The sequence below is a fragment of the Cyanobium sp. Copco_Reservoir_LC18 genome, from assembly GCF_009834675.1.
In the GTDB taxonomy this organism is placed as follows: domain Bacteria; phylum Cyanobacteriota; class Cyanobacteriia; order PCC-6307; family Cyanobiaceae; genus Cyanobium; species Cyanobium minutissimum.
On the sequence record NZ_ASAC01000022.1, the window covers coordinates 1 to 19709 of the forward strand.

20 protein-coding genes are annotated in these 19709 nt (G+C 68.2%); 12 read left to right on the forward strand and 8 right to left on the reverse strand.

Annotation, left to right across the window (positions count from 1 at the left end; genetic code table 11):
- Window positions 1-310 precede the first annotated feature (310 nt).
- The 4 genes from L107_RS11220 (at window position 311) to L107_RS11235 (ending at window position 4249) form a co-directional block, all read left to right on the forward strand.
- A complete protein-coding gene (locus tag L107_RS11220; RefSeq protein ID WP_159818868.1) occupies window positions 311-1276 on the forward strand; it encodes a hypothetical protein in 966 nt (321 codons plus the stop codon).
- Between the two features lie 714 nt (window positions 1277-1990).
- Window positions 1991-2170, forward strand: coding sequence for a hypothetical protein (locus L107_RS11225; RefSeq protein WP_159818870.1), 180 nt, complete (start codon window positions 1991-1993; stop codon window positions 2168-2170).
- A 200-nt stretch (window positions 2171-2370) separates the two neighbouring features.
- Complete coding sequence (locus L107_RS11230; RefSeq protein ID WP_159818872.1) at window positions 2371-3570, forward strand: hypothetical protein; 1200 nt, start codon at window positions 2371-2373, stop codon at window positions 3568-3570.
- 403 nt (window positions 3571-3973) lie between these two features.
- Entirely contained in the window at window positions 3974-4249 is a 276-nt protein-coding gene (locus L107_RS11235) for a type II toxin-antitoxin system VapB family antitoxin (protein WP_159818874.1), read from the forward strand.
- A gap of 105 nt (window positions 4250-4354) precedes the next feature.
- Here the strand turns inward: L107_RS11235 and L107_RS11240 are convergent, their stop codons facing one another.
- Window positions 4355-4780, reverse strand: a complete 426-nt coding sequence (locus tag L107_RS11240) for a nucleotidyltransferase domain-containing protein (protein WP_236550641.1) — start codon at window positions 4778-4780, stop codon at window positions 4355-4357.
- Between L107_RS11240 and L107_RS11245 the strand changes: the two genes are divergently transcribed.
- Window positions 4779-5048, forward strand: coding sequence for a hypothetical protein (locus tag L107_RS11245; protein ID WP_159818876.1), 270 nt, complete (start codon window positions 4779-4781; stop codon window positions 5046-5048). The two genes, L107_RS11240 and L107_RS11245, sit on opposite strands and share 2 nt — an antisense overlap.
- 195 nt (window positions 5049-5243) lie before the next feature.
- Here L107_RS11245 and L107_RS11250 read toward each other — a convergent pair whose 3' ends face one another.
- Together L107_RS11250 and L107_RS11255 are read right to left on the reverse strand one after the other, a co-directional pair.
- On the reverse strand, window positions 5244-5636 hold the full coding sequence (locus L107_RS11250; protein WP_159818878.1) for a type II toxin-antitoxin system VapC family toxin: 393 nt from the start codon (window positions 5634-5636) through the stop codon (window positions 5244-5246).
- Window positions 5633-5896 (reverse strand): type II toxin-antitoxin system Phd/YefM family antitoxin, encoded by a 264-nt coding sequence (locus L107_RS11255; protein ID WP_159818880.1) that lies wholly within the window; start codon window positions 5894-5896, stop codon window positions 5633-5635. Before L107_RS11255 ends, L107_RS11250 begins: the two co-directional genes overlap by 4 nt.
- Window positions 5897-6303: 407 nt before the next feature.
- Here L107_RS11255 and L107_RS11260 point away from each other — a divergent pair, with 407 nt between their 5' ends.
- Window positions 6304-6555, forward strand: a complete 252-nt coding sequence (locus L107_RS11260) for an AbrB/MazE/SpoVT family DNA-binding domain-containing protein (RefSeq protein ID WP_159818882.1) — start codon at window positions 6304-6306, stop codon at window positions 6553-6555.
- Complete coding sequence (locus L107_RS11265) at window positions 6552-6956, forward strand: type II toxin-antitoxin system VapC family toxin (protein ID WP_159818884.1); 405 nt, start codon at window positions 6552-6554, stop codon at window positions 6954-6956. Before L107_RS11260 ends, L107_RS11265 begins: the two co-directional genes overlap by 4 nt.
- A gap of 13 nt (window positions 6957-6969) precedes the next feature.
- Here the strand turns inward: L107_RS11265 and L107_RS11270 are convergent, their stop codons facing one another.
- From L107_RS11270 to L107_RS11290, 5 genes are all read right to left on the reverse strand, one after another.
- Window positions 6970-8310 carry a DUF6880 family protein gene (locus L107_RS11270; RefSeq protein ID WP_159818886.1) on the reverse strand — a complete coding sequence of 447 codons (1341 nt, stop codon included), beginning with the start codon at window positions 8308-8310 and terminating at the stop codon, window positions 6970-6972.
- Between the two features lie 8 nt (window positions 8311-8318).
- Window positions 8319-8681, reverse strand: a complete 363-nt coding sequence (locus tag L107_RS11275; RefSeq protein ID WP_159818888.1) for a type II toxin-antitoxin system VapC family toxin — start codon at window positions 8679-8681, stop codon at window positions 8319-8321.
- Window positions 8681-8902, reverse strand: a complete 222-nt coding sequence (locus L107_RS11280; RefSeq protein WP_106222378.1) for a CopG family transcriptional regulator — start codon at window positions 8900-8902, stop codon at window positions 8681-8683. Before L107_RS11280 ends, L107_RS11275 begins: the two co-directional genes overlap by 1 nt.
- A gap of 257 nt (window positions 8903-9159) precedes the next feature.
- The gene (locus L107_RS11285; RefSeq protein WP_159818890.1) at window positions 9160-9474 is read right to left on the reverse strand and encodes a hypothetical protein; all 315 of its coding nucleotides are present in this window, start codon (window positions 9472-9474) and stop codon (window positions 9160-9162) included.
- On the reverse strand, window positions 9471-11213 hold the full coding sequence (locus L107_RS11290; protein ID WP_236550642.1) for a hypothetical protein: 1743 nt from the start codon (window positions 11211-11213) through the stop codon (window positions 9471-9473). Before L107_RS11290 ends, L107_RS11285 begins: the two co-directional genes overlap by 4 nt.
- Here L107_RS11290 and L107_RS11295 point away from each other — a divergent pair.
- The 5 genes from L107_RS11295 to L107_RS11315 are packed head-to-tail and all read left to right on the forward strand — an operon-like array spanning window position 11212 to window position 19685.
- Window positions 11212-14121, forward strand: a complete 2910-nt coding sequence (locus L107_RS11295; protein ID WP_236550643.1) for a glycosyltransferase — start codon at window positions 11212-11214, stop codon at window positions 14119-14121. The two genes, L107_RS11290 and L107_RS11295, sit on opposite strands and share 2 nt — an antisense overlap.
- On the forward strand, window positions 14121-14951 hold the full coding sequence (locus tag L107_RS11300) for a peptidylprolyl isomerase (protein WP_159818894.1): 831 nt from the start codon (window positions 14121-14123) through the stop codon (window positions 14949-14951). Before L107_RS11295 ends, L107_RS11300 begins: the two co-directional genes overlap by 1 nt.
- Complete coding sequence (locus L107_RS11305; protein WP_159818896.1) at window positions 14948-17899, forward strand: peptidase domain-containing ABC transporter; 2952 nt, start codon at window positions 14948-14950, stop codon at window positions 17897-17899. The genes L107_RS11300 and L107_RS11305 overlap by 4 nt, the downstream gene beginning before the upstream one ends.
- Window positions 17899-19413: an HlyD family efflux transporter periplasmic adaptor subunit gene (locus tag L107_RS11310; RefSeq protein ID WP_159818898.1), complete on the forward strand. Its 1515-nt coding sequence runs from the start codon at window positions 17899-17901 to the stop codon at window positions 19411-19413. Before L107_RS11305 ends, L107_RS11310 begins: the two co-directional genes overlap by 1 nt.
- Window positions 19410-19685 carry a hypothetical protein gene (locus tag L107_RS11315; RefSeq protein ID WP_159818900.1) on the forward strand — a complete coding sequence of 92 codons (276 nt, stop codon included), beginning with the start codon at window positions 19410-19412 and terminating at the stop codon, window positions 19683-19685. The genes L107_RS11310 and L107_RS11315 overlap by 4 nt, the downstream gene beginning before the upstream one ends.
- Window positions 19686-19709: the final 24 nt, after the last annotated feature.

Sequence of the window (19709 nt, forward strand, 5' to 3'; positions counted from 1 at the left end):
GAACCGGCCTGCCGATTGACTCCGCGGAGGGCCCAGGCCGATTTGGCAGAGCTCGGATTGGCGGGTATTTCAGCAGGCTCCTAGGTAGCCTGCCTGCCGTCGCTGCACTTTCCGTACAAAAAACCATTGAGCGGTCAGCTTGATGTTAGGATAGTCTCTTTATCTTGCCTTCACTAGCTGCATCCCAGCACCTACGATATGGGAAAGCATGCATGGCCATTAGGACTACTAAACTACTGATCCAACCTTACATCTTGATTTCCTATTAACTCCAAACTTCAATTACTATACATCGAGATCAGGCCAATCAATGACGAATTCAAGCCAAGGTTACATTATTCAAGCATTCGGAGACATCCATTACAAGGAGTTGGCTCTTGCTTGTGCATGTTCGATCCGATTAAACGATCCTAAGCGTGATATATGTCTTCTTACTGACAGCCTAAAGGACTTGCCGCCTTACTTTCATCAAGTATTTACTGATATTTTTGCCTCTTCACCTTCTGAGCCTTACGATGGCAGCTTCAGTCGGAAGTTCATCCTCGATCAAGAGAGCCCATACGGGCGGAATATACATGTTGACGCTGACTGTCTTTTAGTCAGAAAGGGAATGAATGCATTTTGGGAACGGTTTGCGGGTTTACCAGCCTGCTTTCCATCTCAGAGAAAAGAATCTGGAACTCACTGGAACGGTGCAATATCTATTGACAACCTTATTGCAAAGGGCTTGGTTGATTCAGTTTATTTACTCAATTCTGGGGTTTTTTACTATGAGTCTTCTAAATCCAAAAGCAATCGATTCTTTGAAACAGTGCGCTCTCTCTATCTGTCATTCCTAGATGATCCTAGCACGGGATTGAGCTATTTCGCGCGTCCTGGCCAAGTCAGTGACGAGCCAATTTTTGGAGCAGCAATTAGCAGACATCCTGAATGCTCAATTCCTTTTGACTATCGCAATTTGCTGCAGCTAACATCTCCTAACACCTCAATGTGGAGCGTTGATTATGTTAGTTCAACCTTCTCTGCGAAGAAAGGTGGGCTTCACGACACAACAGGTCAATTCATCCATTTCTGTGAGATGACACCACTAGCCCACTACTTGCAGGGAATTATTTACTACAGGAGTTTTTTCTCTCTTCCCGTATTGATTGCTAGCATTGGCAAGAATAAGGAACTCAGGATTACTCTTTCAACCGACGCGCTCGAACAGGAGAGAAGCAAGCTTGAGAAGCTACCTGTAGAATCTGCCAGAAGCTTAAGACTCTCTCCAGCTTGATTTTGCTTGGAGTTAAGACCTCATGAATTAGAAGCAACTTAATGATCAGACTGGATATATATCAGCGTCTTTATCTTGGTAATGACATATGATTTGTACAGCTTTAGTACAATGATTATTCTACATGCGGATTGGTGGTCTTGAATATGTACGTGTGGGGTTTTCAAGATTCGATAAACTTACGATAACTGATCGGAGTTTACCGCTAGATTTATGAAAGGATGAGATTTTCTCATCGACAAGAGTTGTTAGAAAGAATTCAAATGATAATTCTGGGAAGCATGCATAAACCAGGGCTTCGAACAGGCTAAATGCTGAGACACATATCCCTGTCTTGATGGCGATTCTCGCCCAATCAGTTGTCAAGACCTTCTTGTCCTGAACAACAGGACGACTCAAGAATTGCACAAGCTAGATTTAGTTTATAGTGGGTGGGCGGTGGGAGTGGCTTGCGCCTTGAACTGAGTCTCACGTGGCTCATCAACATCTTGATTGAGCAGTTGAAGGTATTGCTTCATTGAGGCTGATAGGCTTAAGATTAAGATGCGAATCCCTCTACCCCAAGCGTCAGAGCTTCGTCCGGATTCAGAGGAGCTTGGCATCCTCGTCGTGACCCTCTGCAACTGGAAGAAGGTCTGCTGGCTGTAGGAAGATGTAGTTTCCGTATCAGAGAATGAGCCAGAAGCCTGAAGCGCTGACGGGAAGTTCTCGGCGGTGCTCAAGACCGCTGGTCTCAATGGCAACGAACTCGGTGCCTACTGCCAGGAGCAGGGTCTGTTCCTTGTGCAGGTGAGCCAATGGCTTCAGGCCGCCGCCGATGCCAACACCGCGCCAGTGCTGACAATGGCCGAGCAAAAGGAGCTGGAGAGGCTCCCCGCCAAGGACCAGCAATAGAACAAGGGCCTCAAGAAAGAGGTACAGCGGAAGGAGAAGGCCCTAGGCACAGGGGAAACTCTTAGTGAAATGGTGAATCAGGACACAGGACCAAGCGGAGACGCCATGATCAGCGAACCACTCGGTAGGCGAGGTTGATGAGCCAGGAGGCCTTAGAGAGAAACGATCCAGGGGAATGGCTCCGGCACGCGCGTGCGTTGATGGGCGCCATTCAGCCAGGCCCGGAGCAGGGGCGTCAGCTCCAGCAGGCCTTCCTTGCCTTCCTCCAGGCTCAGAAGGAAGGGGCGAGTGATGCGGAAGTGAAAGCGGCCCAGCTGGAGATGGTGGAGGCCAGCCTTCTGGACTCGCTGAAGGCCGCAGGCCTGGCCCAGGCGGCTGATGCCATGAGACAACGATCAGAGGCCGTGCGCCGTTGGAACAACGCACGAGCCCATGCCTGTGATGCCCTGCTCCATGGCGAGTGGCAGACGGCCCTGACACTGATCAGATCCTGGCTAGAGGAACAACCTGCAGAGGCAGCACAAGCCGCAAACATAGAGACTCTGACGGAGTTGCATTTGAACGCCTGTTCCACGGGTCACCCACGCCTCCCAGGGATGTGGCTGGTGGAAGGCCGCTCTCTCCCTCGCAGTGGCCACCATTATCTGAAGTCGCTGCTTGCCAGCGCTTGCGGCGATCACTTCTCCTACTGTGAAGGCTATCAAGAGCCAGGCTGCTGCAAAACCAGCCCATGCCATGTTGCCGCCTACTGGCACTTTGCAAGGGATCATCGTCAGCCCCATCTCAGATTGCTGAAGTCGCACGACTTCAATCTCAAGGATTCAACCTTTGAGCCGCCTCTGGGCATGGTGCGTCTGATCCAGGTGCGGCGGCCACTCCATGCCCTGGTGTCCTGGCTTGAGCTGGAGCAGCTGAACGAAAATCGGCAGCTTCTGCAGCAAGCAAGTATTGCCTTGGAAAGGATCTATCTCTATCATGAAGCAGAAGTTCTTGAGGAAGCCTGGCGGCTGATCGACCAGGCCGGCGTGGTGATGACCACCGAGCAGGTCTCCGAGTGGCTGACTCGCAAAGTTCGCTACGTCGTCAGGTTTCTAGAGAAGTGGCTTCCATTGGCGAAGCCCTTCCCCTTTGGTGCTCGTCTGACGGGTGGCAACTTCCTGCTCCGCTACGAAGATCTTGGTCGTTCCGAGCAGCTTCTCGATTCCTTCGGACTGGCCAGGCTGGAGGGGGAGCATGGCCTCGCCTTCTCTCCTCGCCATCCGGATGTGATGCAACGCCGTTCATCGAGGGTGGCCGAGCTGATTCAGGCGCACCAGAAAGATCTTGAGGACGCTGAAGCCTTGGTGCTGGCGCAGGTTCCTGGCATGCAGAAGCTTTACCGATTCACAGCCAGGTTGTAGCCGACGGCCCTTGCCCCTCAGCCAATGATCCTCCCCGGTGGTTCCCGCTTCACGTGGCTCTGGGCCCTGCTCATCGGCCTATCCGTCCTTCGCGGCTCCAGCCCGCTCTGGCTGCCGCAGGGGTCGCCGCTGCATCCATCCCTGTGTCGCCTGATGCCTGGGTTGCCGGCCTGTGGTCGGTGACTCCCCCGTAGCACTTGGCCGCCAACACCATGCTCGGCTCGAACGGGAGAGCTGAGTTCGATCCGACCCTGTCCGCCCGGCCGGATCCCAGATCTGTACAGCTTGTACACAACGCCGGATCTCCCCACGGAACCCTCCAGCAACCACAGCCACGCCTGTCGCAGACCAAGAAGCCCATGGGACATCTAGATTGAGCGTTGGTTGTCTACACGCTGCCCTGATGGCGCTGAACATCCGCAACTCAAAGGCCGATCGCCTGGCTGGGGAGGTGGCCGCCCTCTCGGGTGAAAACAAAATCGCTGCCGTCATTCAAGCCCTGCAGGAACCGCTGCAACGCCCTAAACAACAGCAGCGTGAGGCCGCTGGGCGCCCCAGCTTGGCCGATCGCCTCGATGAGATCGCCCTGCGTAGCGCAGCGCGACCACAGAAGGACAACCGCTCGCCCGAGGACATCCTCGGCTACGACGCCATCGGACGAACGTCGTTCCTTCAATGAGGCCATCCAATCCGCCGCGTTCCAGCGGCTGTCCGCTGCCTCCTTGCTCAAACTCTCTATCGTTCTCGAGGCCCGCTTTGACGCCGATGGCCAAGGGCGATGACTTCATCCACACCGATCTTGCATCGGCGATGGAAGCGGGCCGCTCAAGGGTGAGGGCTCAGCCGCCCTCCGGGACCACACCCAGCGGGCATCGCGCCCTAGCCCCATCGCGAAACGGGATCCAGCCGCCATCAGGGTGTCGTGTTCCTCCGGGGTGAACACGAGCGCGTCGCAGCTGAGCGGAAGCTGCTCCAGTGGCCAGCTCAGCAGACGAGCCTGCTGGGGGCCGCTGGCCCCTGCATCGATCAGCAGCAGATCGAGGTCGCTGCCCACTCCTGCGGTGCCTCGCCCATAACTGCCGAACACCGCCACGCGCTCGAGCGAGGGAACCTGCTCACCCTGCTGCACCGCCCAGGCCTCCACCTGGTGCATCACCTGGTCTGGCTCTGGCCATCGCAGCACGGATGGCGTCAACGAGCGCACGGGCATGGAGGAGAGCGTCGTCGCTTTGCAGATCCTCCAGGTCCATCACGGCCTGGCCAAGCTCCGCGGCAGCGGAGGGGGTCACGTCACCACAGCTCCCTCCGCCCCACAACCGATGATCCTCCCTGGTGGTTCCCGCTTCACCTGGCTCTGGGCGCTGCTGATTGGCCTATCTGTTGTTCGCGGCACCAGCCAGTACTGGCTGCCGCCGGTCTCCCCGCTGCACGAGCACCTCTGCCGCCTGATGCCGGGGTTGCCGGCCTGTGGGTGTTGAGGCGGGCGCTGGCAAAGCCTGGTGAGGAAAACGCTGGCTGCAGGATGCCATCGCTGCTCTACCGCCATGGCTGGGGCCTGGCCCTCAACGATCCTGCGCCTGAAGGGGTTCAACGTGGTGGGCTCGATCGGAGAACCCACCCACCAAGCCGCGGGAGCTGGAGCGGGCGCTGGGAGGGCTGGGCTGATGGCGCAGCTACCAGAGCAGGTGGCAGGGAAAGGCCCTGAGGGCTGGATCGCTACTTACCAGGGTGAGGGCTTCCAGCTCGGCCTGGGCGGCCAGCAGGCGGTCAAAGGGATCACGATGGGCCAGGCCATAGCTGCCGGCCCGCAGACCATGGCGCAGCTCGATCGCCAGCAGTTCGAACCCCTGGGCGGCCAACACGGTGGGCAGCTCTTCCAGCAGGGAAGCGGCGGCAGGAAGCTTGCCCAGGCGCACCGTGGTGGCGATCTCCCAGCCGGAAGCCGCACTCACCAGCACCCGCGCCCTGGAATCGGCGATGGCGGCATGGGCTGCCGGCGAGAGGCGATCGGGTTCCGCCAGCCACCAGAGCAGGGCGTGGGTGTCGAGCAGCACACCAGCGCTCACAGGAGAGATTTCTCCAGGTCAGAAAGCTCCTCCTCTGGCAGCGGCTCGAGCAGCACCTCCGGCGGAGGCAGGGCGACCACCCCGCTCAAGACGCCGGGCCTGCGGCTGGGTATGGGCGGCTCCAGGGGAACCAGCCGCGCCCAGGGCCGCCCGCCTTTGGCCACCACGATGGTTTCGCCGGCGTGGGCGGCGTCGATCAGGCGCGAGAAGTGGGTTTTGGCCTCGTGCACGTTCACGACCCGCGGAACAGGAGCACCCATGGCGATACGGAGCAGGGGCCGGCATTGGAAGGTTAGTCCACTGGCGGACCAACAGCTGCGGACGGCCTGCTGGCGGTGACCTGCAGCATCAAGGCTTTACGAGCCATGACCAGCACCTCATCCAGGGGCCCGGCCTGGCCGAAGGCCCCCTGGCGGTGACTCCCCCGCAGCGCCGGGCCAGATCCCAGACCTGTACAGCCTGTACAGAACGCCGGATCCATCCGCCAGACCACCACAAGCATGGGGCCTGGGCAGCGCTCAGGTTCCGGAGGCCTCCTTGTCGTAAGGCGTCCTTGCGGGCTGGCGGCAAAGCTGCGTGGTCAGTGCGATCCCGCCGGAGACGCTCGGCGCCATCGGTCTTCAGTAAGGGCCTAATGCCTTACCGTTGGATTGTTGGTGGTGTACCCATGGCCCATCTCACCGTCACCGCCAAGGGCCAGGTCACCCTCCGCCGCGAGCTGTTGCGCCATCTCGGGGTGCAGCCGGGCCAGCGGATCGAGGTGACGACGCTTCCCGGCGGTCGGATCGAGGTGCGCGCCATCCAGCCCCCAGGCAGCATCGAGGCCTTCATCGGCCATCTGGCGGGCCGCAGCCCGAAGCTGGCCAGCCTTGAAGAGATCCAGGCGGCCGCCGCGGCCGGCTGGGCCGGGGAGCCATGAGGATCACGGCCGACACCAACGTGCTGGTACGCGCCGTGGTGGTCGACGACCCGTCCCAGTCGAAAGCGGCGATCGCGGCCCTGCGCGGCGCCGAGCAGATCGCCGTGGCCCTGCCGGCCCTCTGCGAGTTCGTCTGGGTGCTGCGCCGCGTTTACGCCTTCCAGGTGGCTGAGATCACCTCCGCGATCCGGGCCCTGATGGCCGCCAGCAACGTCAACCTCGATCGCGCTGCCGTGGAGGTGGGTCTGCGGCAGCTGGAGGCCGGTGGTGATTTCGCCGATGCGGTCATCGCTCACCAGGGTCAGTGGCTGGGTGGCGACACGTTCCTGTCCTTTGATCGGCAGGCCGTGACGCTGCTGCAGCAACAGGGCCTCGCCGCCGAGCTGCTCCCCGTCCCCTAGCCCATCCGACGCCTCACCCCTCCACCAGCCGCCAGAAACCCCAGCGCCCGCCGAAGCCCTCCTGCAGCCGCCCCACGAAGGCGGCATGGTCGGGATGGCCCTGCCAGGCGTCGATGCGGTCGGCCAGCAGATCGCAGCTGCGCAGGTGAGCGGCGGCGTGGCGGTAGCGGCTGGAGCGCCCCGTCGCCAGCGCCCCCCACACCATCGGCCGCAGCAGCAGCGTGGCCGCCAGGGGGTGGTCGGCGCTGAGCCGTTCGGCGGCGGCGCTGTGGATCGCATAGGCCTCCCCGTCCCACTCCCCGGCCTGGGCCAGCACCAGGCGGGCGGCCCGGGCCAGGGCCCCCCAGCCCACCAGGAACTCCAGCCCCAGCAGCCGGTTCGGGTGCCGCTCGGCCACCCCCAGGGCGCGCTCCTCCGCCTCCCCGTCCTCGAAGGCGTCGAGGCGCCGCAGGTACTCCAGCAGGTGGGGGATCGAAAGGCTGCGGCAGAACCACTGCCAGCGCAGCGCCTGGGCCTCGGCGGGGCGATCGAGGGCCTCCAGCACGGCCACACGGGTGTCCTGCCAGTCGCCGTCGAGCCGCCCCGCCGGCTCCGTGCCGGCGCCATCGAGGATCTCCAGGGCCTCGGCCGCCTGGCCGCCGGCCAGCAGCACCCGGGCCACGTCGGCGGCGATGGGGCGCCGGCGCAGCTCCCCGGCGCTGAACTGGCCCCGGTAGCCCTCCCCATCCCCCCGGACCTCGGCGATCTGCAGCAGCAGATGGCTGCCGTCGCGGGCGCCCCGTTCGCGGCAGCAGCGCTCCAGCTGCTGCAGGCCAGCCTCGCCCAGGGCCTCCTGCAGGGCGGGCACCAGCCCATCGAACTGGCCATGGTCGTTCTCCAGCAGCAGCTCGGCGGCCTGCTCGGCCAGGGCCTCCGGCGCCAGCCGGGCCGCCAGCGCCAGCGGGGCCAGCTGGCCGGCGGCCCGCTCGAACACCCCGATCACCGCGCCGGTGCCGTCGGAGCAGCGCGCCAGCACCCCGCCGGAAATCTCCAGGAAGCGCAGCAGCAGCTCGCAGGCCCCCCGGGGGTCCTCCGCCGCGATCGGCCCGGTGATCGCCGCCAGCTGGGCCTCCAGATCGCTGAGCAGCGCCGGGCGCCGGGCCGAGCTCACCCAGGTGCGGGCCCGATCGATCGACGCCAGCCGCTTGCGCACCTCCTGGGCGGCATCCCCGGCCCCCTCCGCCGCCGCCAGCGCCAGCCGCAGCCGCCGCTGGATCACCGCCTGGCCACTGGACACCTCCATCAGCAGCTCCGCCAGCGCCGCCGCCCCCAGGGCCTCCAGGTTGCGGGCGTTGAGGGTGCGCTTGCTGGCCACGGCGACCTTCAGAGGGTGTAGGGGACAACCACGTCGGCCAGTTGCTCCGGAAAATCCCGGCTGTTGCGCGTGGCCAGCCGCAACTGATGGCAATGGGCGGTAGCCAGGATGATGGCGTCCGGCACCTTCAACCCCAGGGCGCGGCGGCAGTCCACCGCCTCTCTGGCCACGGCGCCATCGAGCGGCAGGCAGTGGAACCCCCGCAACCACACCTCCACCGCCTCGCTCTCACCCGGGCCACAACCCACCAGCACCTCGATCCAGGTGATCACGCTGATGGAACAGCGCGGCTGCGCTTGGATCCATTCCAAGGCAACATCCCGGCCCTGCAACACATCGATCAGGATGTTGGAGTCGAGCAGCAACCCCATCAGTGCGGGTCCCAGTCCTGCCGAATCCGCCGCTGCAGCGCCACCCCATCAAGGTCCCGGTCGCTCCATAGCCCGAACACCTCCCGGTGGCGTGGACGCTCCCGCTCCAGCCAGAGGGTCAGAGCCTCCCGCAGCGCCTGGGCCCGGGAAATGCCCCGCTGGGAACAGAGGGCATCCAGCTGATCGCGCTCGCCCTCGGGCAGATCCACGATGGTCCGCATGACATGACCGTCATCAGATGACGTCATCATAAGCGCCGTTGTCGCCGACCCTGTACAGGCTGTACACAACGCTTCAGCCTGCCAACCAGCACCCTCCGCCGCCCGCAACCGCGGACAATCGGTGGACGCCATCCCACGTCAGCGCGTCTGGAGGCACCGTCACCCGGGGCGAAAACCCCAGCAGCTGACGTCAGCAGGGCATCCATGGGTGACCTCCGGCGCGAAGCCTTACCTCAGTCAGCCGGAGAAGCTGCCCGTCACCGCCCGTCGGCCAGGCCCGCCAGCGCCGCTGCCGCCGCTCCGGCGCCGGCCAGCTCCAGGGCCTCCACCAGGCTAAGCAGCGTCGCCTGGCGCTGGCCCAGGGCCACCGCCTGCTTCGAGGCGCCCAGGGCTTCGGCGTGGGCGAAGGCCAGCCCCACCTGCTGCTGCTGCTGCCGCTCCTGGGCCGAGGGTTCGATCAGCTGGCTGAGGGCCACCCCATAGCGCAGCCAGGCCGCCGGCTCGTGGCTCTCCAGCGGATGGGCCGCGATCACCGCCCGCCAGTCCGTCGGCCTGGGGTCCGGCTGGCTCATCGGCCCGGCTCCGCCACCGCTTCAGCCCCCAGCCACGCCGCCAGGGGGGAGGCCAGCGCCACCGCCAGCACCCCGTAACGGCTGCCGATCGCCTGGACCAGCGGCAGCCGGTAGGCGCCGCCCGCGGCCAGCAGCACCGTGAACGGCCGCTCCTCGTACAGCGCCTCCACCGCCGCCACCAGACCCTCCAGGCTGTGCTCGAAGCCGGCCGCGGGCCGCTGCGGGTGGCGGCTCTCGGGCACCGCCAGGCTCCGCAGGCCGAAGGCCTCCCCGACGAACAGCCGGCCGGCCCGGTGCGCCTCCAGCAGCGATTCGATCGCCTCGGGCGCTTCGCCCACCACCAGCACCTCCGCACCGCCGAGCCGCTCCAGCAGGGCGGTGCCGCCGGGCGGCTGCCGCCGCTGGCCCGCCTGCCCCCAGCGTTGCCACAGCTCCAGGGTGGCCCCATCGCCGCTCCATACCTGGGCCTGCAGCAGGGCCTGCAGCGCCGGCCGGGCCCACTGCCGCAGGCTCTCCAGCGGCGCATGGGTGGTGGCGTAGAAGCCGGCCTCCCGCTCGAAGCGCCGCAGCAACTCCAGCGTGTCCAGCGGTTCGGGGCCCTCCACGACGGCCGCGGCCCAGAAGTCGCTGTCGTGGTGGCGGCGGCGCAGTTCGGCCAGGGCCTCCTCCAGGGGCTCGGCCGGCCCTTCGGCGCACTGCAGCAGTTGCAGCTCCAGCGGATCCAGCTCCACCACCAGAGCGCCGGGGCGCCACTCCACCGCCGGCAGAGCCGCCGCCGGGAGATCCGCCGGAGCCGCCGCGGCCGAGGCGGGCTCCTCCTCCAGCCATTCCGCCTCCAGCACCTCCACCCCCGCGCCGGCGCGCCCGACCGCGCGGCCCTGCTGCAGCAGCTCCAGGCTGAAACGGGCCCGCAGCAGCGCCGCCTCGAAGGCCGGCCGCTGCTCCGCCGCCACCGGCAACCGACCCACACGCTCCACCAGCCGGGCCAGGTCCGCCTCCGCCAGGGCACCGGCGGGCGGCAGCGCCTCGATCAGCCGCTCCAGGGCGGCGCGCCAGGCCAGATCCACCCACGCCGGCACCGGATCGAGCAGCTGGGCCAGGCGCAGGAACAGATCCAGACAGGGACCAGCGGCGTCCGCTTCCACCCGGAGCCGCTGCTGCCAGGCCAGGGCCCCGTGCTGCACCAGCTGCTGCTCCAGCACCGGCAGCCAGTCGGGCACCGGCCACGGATGGGCCGCCGCCTCCTCCAGGATCGCCGCCAGCCGCAGGCAGAGCGCCCCGTCACCGGCCCGTTCGGCGGCGGCGAAATCCGGCGCGGCCCCATCGGCGGGGATCACCCGCCCGTGCACCTGGATCGTCAGCTGGCCCAGCAGATCCCCATACCGCTGCCACAGCACCGCCGCCACCGCCGGCCGCACCGCCGCCAGCTCGATCACATGGCCCAGCAGATCATCGTGGGCGGCCAGGGCCGCCTCCAGCCGTCCCTGCTCCAGGGCCTCCCGCAGGGCCGTGGCACTGGCTTCCGCCAGTTCCGCCAGCAGGGGGTCGTCCCCGCGGCCCGCCCCGACCCGCAGCGATTCGATCAGCTGGTGATACGCCGGGTAGGGCAGCGCCAGCTGCCGCAGCAGCCGCAGCGGCACCCAGACGCCAGCCTCGCCGCCATCGCCGCCCGCGGTGTCGATGGCGGAACGAGACAAAGCGGGACAGGGGCAATAAGGTTCCGCCAACGATTCCAGCATGGCTGCGATGCTCGCCGAGCCGCCCGGCACCCTGGAAGGCAGCGGAGCCTCCCTCGCCGCGTGGCGCCGCCCTGGCCTGGTGGGCCGGCTGGAGGGCTGGAGCGCGGAGGGCGGCCTGGGCGGCTGGGCCTGCCCCTGGCCCCTGCAGCCCCAGGCCCCGCCCCTGCGCCTGCAGCTGCTGATCGACGACCTGCTCGATCCAGGCCAGCGCCGGCTGGTCGCCGAGCTCACCGCCGCCCAGCCCCGACCCGATCTGCACCCCCTGGGCATCGCCCAGTCCTGCGGCTTCCGCTTCTGGTGGGGCCCTTCCATCCCCCTGCCGCCCTATGCCCAGGGCCTGGTGCTGCGGGTGCTGACCGCCGAGGGCGGTGTCGAGCTGGCCGGCAGTCCGATGCGCCTCGATGCGGCCACCTACGCCCAGATCGACCGGCAGCGCCAGCAGGGTCCCCTGCGCGACGGCGCCCTCACCCGCCTGGAGGCCCCCCTGCTGCACGGCTGGGGCCGGGGCCCCGAGCCCCTGGTGCTGCGCCTCGACGGCGCCACCACCCTGCCCATCACGCCCCCCGCCCCCCTGCCGGAGGGGCCCTGGCCCTTCCAGCAGCTGCTCCCCACCGCCCTCAGCGACGGCGCCGTCCACCACCTGCAGCTGGAGACCGCCGCCGGCCAGGTGCTGGATCAGCGCTTCGAGCTGCTGCCCTTCCACCTCACCCCCTGGGCGGCCCTGCAGCAGCACGCCCGCCCCCCCTTCCCCGACGAGTTCGCCCCCCTGGCCCGCGAGCGCTACCGCAGCCTGCGCACCTGGCTCGCCTGGGCCGACGCCCACGGCACCCCCCTGCCCGCCGACCTGCCCCTGCTGCAGCGCCTGCTCGAACACCCCCTGCCCAGCGGCACCTCCGACCAGGAGCCCGGCTCCGATGGCGGCGCCGTGCCGCGCCAGCCCCTGCACCTGCCGATCGCCGCCGATCCGGTGGTGTCGATCGTGATCCCAGTGCACAACCAGTACGCCGTCACCCGCCGCTGCCTGGCGGCGATCGCCTACGCCCCCACCCGCGTCCCCTTCGAGGTGCTGGTGGTCGATGACGGCTCCAGCGACGGCACCGCCGAGGCCCTGGCCGCCGAGGCCCCCGGGGTGCGCGTCATCCACCACGACTTCGCCCGCGGCTTCAACCAGGCCTGCTGCAGCGGCGCCGCCGCCGCCCGCGCCCCCGTTCTGGTGCTTCTCAACAACGACACCGAACCCTGCGCCGCCTGGCTGGAGGAGCTGCTCGATCCCTTTGATCGCTGGCCCGACACCGGCCTGGTCGGCGCCCAGCTGCTCTACCCCGACGGCCGCCTGCAGGAAGCGGGCGGCATCGTCTGGGGCAACGGCGAACCCTGGAACTACGGCCGCGGCGGCAACCCCCACGACCCGCGTGTCGCCTACACCCGCCAGGTGGATTACGTCAGCGCCGCCGCCCTCGCCATCCGCCGCGAGCTCTGGAACGCCCTCGGGGGCTTCAGCCCCGAGTTCTCCCCCGCCTACTACGAAGACACCGACCTGGCCTTCAAGGTGCGCCAGGCCGGCCACACGGTGCGCTATGCCCCCCTGGCCCGGGTGATCCACCACGAGGGCCTCAGCTGCGGCACCGACACCGCCGCCCACACGGGGCTCAAGCGCTTCCAGGCCGTCAACGGCCCCGTCTTCCAGCAGAAATGGGCCGCGGCCTTCGAGCCCAGCGGCGAGCCCAGCCATGCCGGCGCCGAAGCCATCAAGGACCGGGGGATCCTGGGCCGCGCCCTGTTCATCGACCAGGAAACCCCCCGGCCCGACCGCGACGCCGGCAGCCATGCCGCCCTGGTGGAGATCGAGCTGCTCCAGGCCCTGGGCTGGAAGGTGACCCTGGTGCCCCTCAACCTGGCCTGGCTGGCCAGCTACAGCCAGGAGCTCCAGCGCCGCGGCGTCGAGGTGCTCCACGCCCCCTTCGCGCTCTCCCTCGCGCAGGTCCTCGCCGAACGGGGCGCCGAGTTCGACCTCATCTACCTCACCCGCTACACGGTGGCCGCCGCGGCCCTGCCCCTGGTCCGGCGCCATGCCCCCCAGGCCCGCCTGCTGTTCTGCAACGCCGACCTGCACCACCTGCGCCAGCTGCGGGCCTCCCGCGCCGAGGGGCTGGAGGGCGAGGCGGCCCGGCGGGCCCTCGACGCGGTGGAGGAGGTGAAGCGCCAGGAGCTGGCGGTGATGCGCCAGGTGGATCTCACCTTCAGCTATTCCGACGTGGAGCGGGCGGTGATCGAGGCCGAGACCCTTGGCGAGGCCGCCACCGCCCCCTGCCCCTGGGTGGTGCAGGGCCCGGAGGCTCCCGCCCCCCTCGAGGGCCGCAGCGGCCTCGCCTTCCTGGGCAGCTACGGCCATCCCCCCAACCGGGACGCCGTCGAGGCCTTCCTGGTGCAGGTGTGGCCCCTGCTGCTGCAGCGGCGCCCCGAGCTGCGCCTGCACCTCTACGGCAGCGGCCTCGATGGCGCCCTGGCCGCCCGCTGGAGCGCCGAGCCCCGGGTGGTGGTGGAGGGCTGGGTGGCCGATCCCGCCACGGTGTACGGCCGCCATCGCGTCTTCGTGGCGCCGCTGCGCTCCGGGGCCGGCCTCAAGGGCAAGGTGGTGGCCGCCGCTGCCCACGGCATCCCCCAGGTGCTCAGCCCCCTGGCCGCCGAGGCCACCGGCCTGCGCCACGGCCAGGAGGTGCTGGTCGCCCGCAGCCCCGACGACTGGTGCCAGGCCGTGCTCCACCTGGTCGACGACGACGGCGCCTGGCGGGCCATGGGCGCCGCCGCCTTCGCCTACGCCCGCGCCACCTGGAGCCGTGACAACGGCCTGGCCCTGATGGCCGACGCCCTCGACCGCCTCCAGCTGCCCCACCGGAGGCCCGCGTGATGGGCACCCCCCGCGACTCCCTGCCCGAACCCCTGGCCGGCCTGCCGGAACCGGCGGTGGTGGAGCTGCCCCCCGGGCGGCCCTGGCTGGCCCTCTCCGAGCTCAACCGCCTGATCCGGCAGCAGGGCCAGGCCAGGCCCCTGGCCCGCGCCTGGGTGCTCGACCAGCTCGTGCACGCCATCCCCCTGCCCGTGGAGGAGGAGAAGGCCCTGATGGCCGCCTACCTGGAGCGCCGCGGCATCCACGACGACGACCACGTGCCCGGCTGGCTGCAGGAGCACGGCCTGGTCTTCGACGACCTGCGCATCCTCGCCACCCAGAAGCGGCGCCTGCAGCGCCTGGTGCGCTGCCGCTGGGACGACGAGGTGGAGGTGCGCTTCCTGCAGCGCAAGCCCGAGCTCGACCAGGTGGTCTATTCGCTGCTGCGCGTCGACAGCGAGGATCTGGCCGCCGAGCTGCACCACCAGATCGCCGAAGGGGAAGCCGACTTCGCCGACCTCGCCCCGCTCCATTCCGAAGGCCCCGAACGCCACTGCCGCGGCCAGATCGGCCCTTTGCCCCTGGCCACCGGCCACGACAGCCTGGTCAGCCGCCTGCGCCGGGCCCGCCCGGGCCAGCTGTTCGAACCCTTCCAGGCGGGCGACAGCTGGGTGGTGCTGAGGCTCGAACAGGTCCTGCCGGCCGAGTTGAACGACGCCACCAGGGAGCGCATGATGGGCGAACTCTTCGAGGAATGGCTCGAGCAGCGGGTGCGGCTCCTCCTGGAAGCTCAGCCGCTGCCGCCCCTCGACGCGATGCTCGCCCTGCTGCAGGAGGACGACAGCCCATGACCTCCTCCCCCGGGGCCATCAGCGGCCTGCTCAACGACTTCGCCCCCTTCGACCGGCTCCCGCCCGCCCGTCGCGACGCGATCGACCCCCTGCTGGAGCCCCTGCGCTTCCGCATCGGCCAGACCGTCCTGCGCCCGGACGTGCTGCCCGAGGGTGTGCTGCTGCTCTGCAGCGGCCAGCTGCGCAGCCTCGGCCCCAGCCCCAGCGGCCGGGGCCTGCGCACCATCGAGCGCCTCGGCCCCGGCTCCCTGGTGGGCTGGGCCGGCCTGCTGCGCCGCGATCCCTGCGACCATCTGCGCGCCACCACCGACGTGGAGGCCCTCCAGCTCCCGGCCGCCTGCTTCCGCGATCTCCTCAGCGGCCATCCCGATTTCGCCGCCTGGTTCGCCAACCGTCCCAGCGCCGGCGAGCTCCACACCCTGCTGCTGGCCCTGGCGAAGCGGGATCCCCTCGGCGAAGCCCTCCTCGAGGACTGGCCCCTGCCGCCCGATCAGGTGCGCCTTCGCAGCCTGCCCCCCGGGGGGCCCGCCGAGCTGGGCCTGCCCCCCGGCTTCCGCTGGTACGCCAGCAGCGGCCTGCCCCTGGCCGAGCCCTGGTCGGAGCGTCCCCTCGCACCCCCCGGCCCCGAGGCCCCCTGGCTGCGGCTGGTGGGCCTGGCGATCCCCCGGGAGGCGGAAGCGCCGATCACCCTCGGCCCCGAGCCCCTCACCCCCACCGTGCTGGCCGAGGAGGCCGGCGGCACCTACGCCCCCGCCATCGAGCCCCCGCCCCGCCGCGCCGGTGACCGCGCGGGCCAGCTCGCCCTCACCCGCGCCAGCGGCCCCCGGGCCGTGCCCATCGCCCTCTGCCAGGCCCTGGCCGACTACTTCGGCCTGCCGCTCAACCGCGATGCCCTGGCCGATCAGGTGGACGCCATCCTGCAGCGCCAGGACCGGCTCAACCTGGTCAACATCGGCCAGATCATGGACACCCTCGGCCTGCGGGTGGTGCTCTCCCGCGTGCCCGCCAGCCGCCTGGCCCGGGTGCCCGCCCCGGCCCTGCTGTTCCAGAACGGCCATTTCGGCCTGCTCGACGGCGTCGATCCCGATGGCCGCGCCCGCCTGCTGGAGGCCGAGCTCGGCGCCCTGCTGGTGCCGGTCGAGGAGCTGATCACCCACGACGGCGGCCAGGTGGAGCTGCTGCTGTTCGACCGCAAACCCGATGCCAAGCAGCAGCGCTTCAGCTGGAGCTGGTACCTCCCCTTCCTGCGCCCCCATCGCCGCGAACTGATCGAGGTGCTGGTGGCCTCGGTGGTGATCAACGCCCTCAAGCTCGTCTTCCCCCTCGGGCTGATGGTGCTGATCCAGAGCGTGGTGGCCAGCCGCAACATCGGCGCCCTGGTGAGCATCGCCAGCGTGATGCTGCTCGCCACCCTCATGGAGAGCATCTTCAAGACCCTGCGCAGCTTCCTGTTCACCGATCTGGCCAACCGCGTCGACCAGGAGGCCAAGGCCACGATCCTCGACCAGATGGTGCGCCTGCCCCAGGGCTTCTTCGATGCCCGCCCCGTGGGCCAGATCACCTTCTACTTCTCCCAGCTCGATCGCCTGCGCGACTTCCTGCTCGGCCAGACCCTGCCCACCCTCGTCGACTTCGCCTTCTCGATCCTCTATCTGGCCATCCTCTTCGCCATCAGCCCCGTGCTCACCCTGGTGGTCCTCGCCACCCTGCCCCTGATCGCCGCCGTGGGCCTGGTCAGCAATCCCCTGGTGCGCAGCCAGATCAACCGCACCATGGCCAGAGCCGTGCGTGCCTCCAGCTTCCTCAACGAGGCCATCACCGGCATCCAGACGATCAAATCCCAGAACGCCGAACTCAAGACCCGCTGGGAGTTCCAGAACCGCTATGCCGCCTACATCGGCGAGGACTTCAAGCTCAAGGTCACCCGCGAATCGATCGCCAATCTCTCGAGCTTCCTCAGCAACATGGGGCAGCTGGTGCTGATCGCGGTGGCCATCTGGCTGATCATCCAGGGCGATCTCAACCTCGGCGCCCTGTTCGCCTTCAACATCCTCTCCGGCTACATCCGCCAGCCCCTGGTGCAGCTGGTGGCCACCTGGCAGGACTTCCAGTTCAACACCCAGGCCCTGCGCATGGTGGCCGATGTGGTCGACCGCGACACCGAGCAGACCGCCGAGCAGGCCGGCAACATCCCCCTGCCCCCCCTGCAGGGCCGGGTGCAGTTCGTCGATGTGGGCTTCCGCTTCAATGACCAGGGTCCCCTGGTGCTGGATGGCGTCGATCTGGAGGTCCCCGCCGGTTCCTTCGTGGGGCTGGTGGGCGGCTCCGGCAGCGGCAAATCCACCCTGCTCAAGCTCCTCTCCCGCTTCTATGCCCCCCTGCGGGGCAGCGTGCTGATCGACGGCCTCGACATCGGCAAGGTGGAGCTCTATTCCCTGCGCCGGCAGATCGGTGTGGTGCCGCAGGATTCACTCCTCTTCGACGGCACCATCCGCGAGAACCTGCTGATGGTGAAGCCCGATGCCACCGCCGCCGAGATGATCCGCGCCGCCCGCATCGCCTGCGCCCACGACTTCATCATGCAGATGCCCCAGGGCTACAACTCCAGCGTCGGCGAACGGGGCGCCGGCCTCTCCGGCGGTCAGCGGCAGCGCCTCGCCCTGGCCCGGGCCGTGCTCCAGAACCCCCGCCTGCTGATCCTCGACGAAGCGACCAGCGCCCTCGATGCCAGCACCGAACGCCAGGTGTGCATCAACCTGTTCGAGGCCTTCCGGGGCCGCACCGTCTTCTTCATCACCCACCGCCTTACCACCGTCCAGCCCGCCGACCTGATCGTGCTGATGGACCGGGGCGCCGTGATGGAGCAGGGCAGCCACCGCCAGCTGATGCAGCAGCGCGGCTGGTACTACGCCCTCTACCGCAGCCAGAACCAGGAAGGTCTCAGCTGATGGCCACCCCGCCCCGCGCCTCCGATCCCGCCTCCCGCCTCGTCGCCCTGCTCGACGGCTGCGTCAGCTGGCTGCGCTCCCCCCGCTCCAGCCACCGCCAGCCGGTGATTCCGGTGCGCGTCGATCTGGTGGGCCAGGGCTCCCTTCCCGCCCCGGAGCCGGCGGCGGACGCATCGCCCGAGCCCACGGGCCCCGCCGCGGCCAGTCACCCGTTCAGCGGCGGTCTCACCGCCACCGGGTCGGAGGCGGCCCAGGAGTGGTCGTTCCGCGACACCGTGGTGCTGCGCAAGAGCCGCCGCAGCTCCAGCCTGCTGGTCTGGGCGGGGGTGGGGGGGGTGGCCGCCCTCGGCCTCTGGAGCGTCACCGCACCGATCTCCGAAACGGTGGCCGTGCCCGGCAAGCTCGAACCCACCAGCACCGTCAAGGACGTGGCCTCCCCCGTCCCCGGTGTGGTGGAGGAGGTGTTGGTGAAGGAGGGCCAGGCGGTGAAGCAGGGCCAGCCCCTGATCCGTTTCGACCTGCGCGAACCCCGCAGCAAGCTGGCCGCCGCCGAGAGCATCCGCGAGCGGCTGCTCAACGAGAACCGCATCGCCAAGGCCACCCTCGGCGAGGAGGCCGCCACCGCCGGCCTCACCGCCAACCAGCGCAGCCAGCTGCGGGACCGCGCCCGCGAGCTCAACAGCCGCCTGGAGGCCGCCCGCGAGGAGCTGGCCAAGAGCACCACCCGCCTGGCCGGCTACCGCGATTCCCTGCGCATCTACAGCGACATCGAACGCCGCTACCAGTCACTGGTGCGCGATGGGGCCGTCAGCGAGGTGCAGCTGCTCGAGGCCCGCAACCGTATGCAGGACCTCCAGACCAACGTGGCCGAAGAGGAGCGCGAGATCGCCCGGCTGCGCTCCCAGCTGGTCAACACCGGCTCCGGCACCGACGTGGAGCTGCGCACCGCGATCGAAGCCAACCTGCGCCAGATCAGTGACCTCGACGCCCAGATCCGCCAGGCCCGCCTCCAGATCCAGTACGGCGTGCTCACGGCTCCCGCCGATGGCCTGGTCTTCGACATCGACGTCAGCGCCGGCAGCGTGGTGGGTGCCGCCGCCACCACCCCCCTGCTGAAGGTGGTCCCCCAGGATTCGCTGCGCGCCAAGGTCTACCTGCCCAACAAGGCCATCGGCTTCGTGCAGGTGGGCCAGAGCGCCGAACTCTCGCTCGAGACCTTCCCCGCCAGCAGCTTCGGCTATGTGCCGGCCAAGGTGGAGCGCATCGGCTCCGACGCCCTCACCCCCGAGGAGCAGGCCCAGGTGCTCGGCACCCAGGCCGAGGGCCTCCACTTCCCGGTGATCCTCCGGTTGGGCCGCCAGACCATCCCCCTGCCCGACAAGGACAGCGTGCCGCTCCAGGCCGGCATGGCCCTCACCGCCGACATCAAGCTGCGCGAGCGGCGGGTGATCAGCCTGCTCACCGGCCTGTTCGAGGATCAGCGCCGCAATCTCCAGCGCCTGCGATCCAATTGAGCACCCGGCCCCAGGGCGACTGGTGGCGCTTCGTGCCGCCCGAGCAGCGCCGCCGCCGCCGCTTCAAGGCCTGGCGCCTGCGCTGCAGGGAGCGCCTGCGCCAGCGCTGGGTGGGCCTCTCCCTGGCCTTCCTCGCCTACGGCCTGGTGCTGCTCTGGCTGGTGCTCCACCTCCCTCCGGTGGTGACCCTGCTGGCCCTGGCCCCGATGGTCCTGCTCCCCCTGCTTGGCTACCTCACCTACTGGCTGCTGTGGAAGGAGTTCCACGAGTGAGGCCCCCGTCCTGGCGGCCGACCA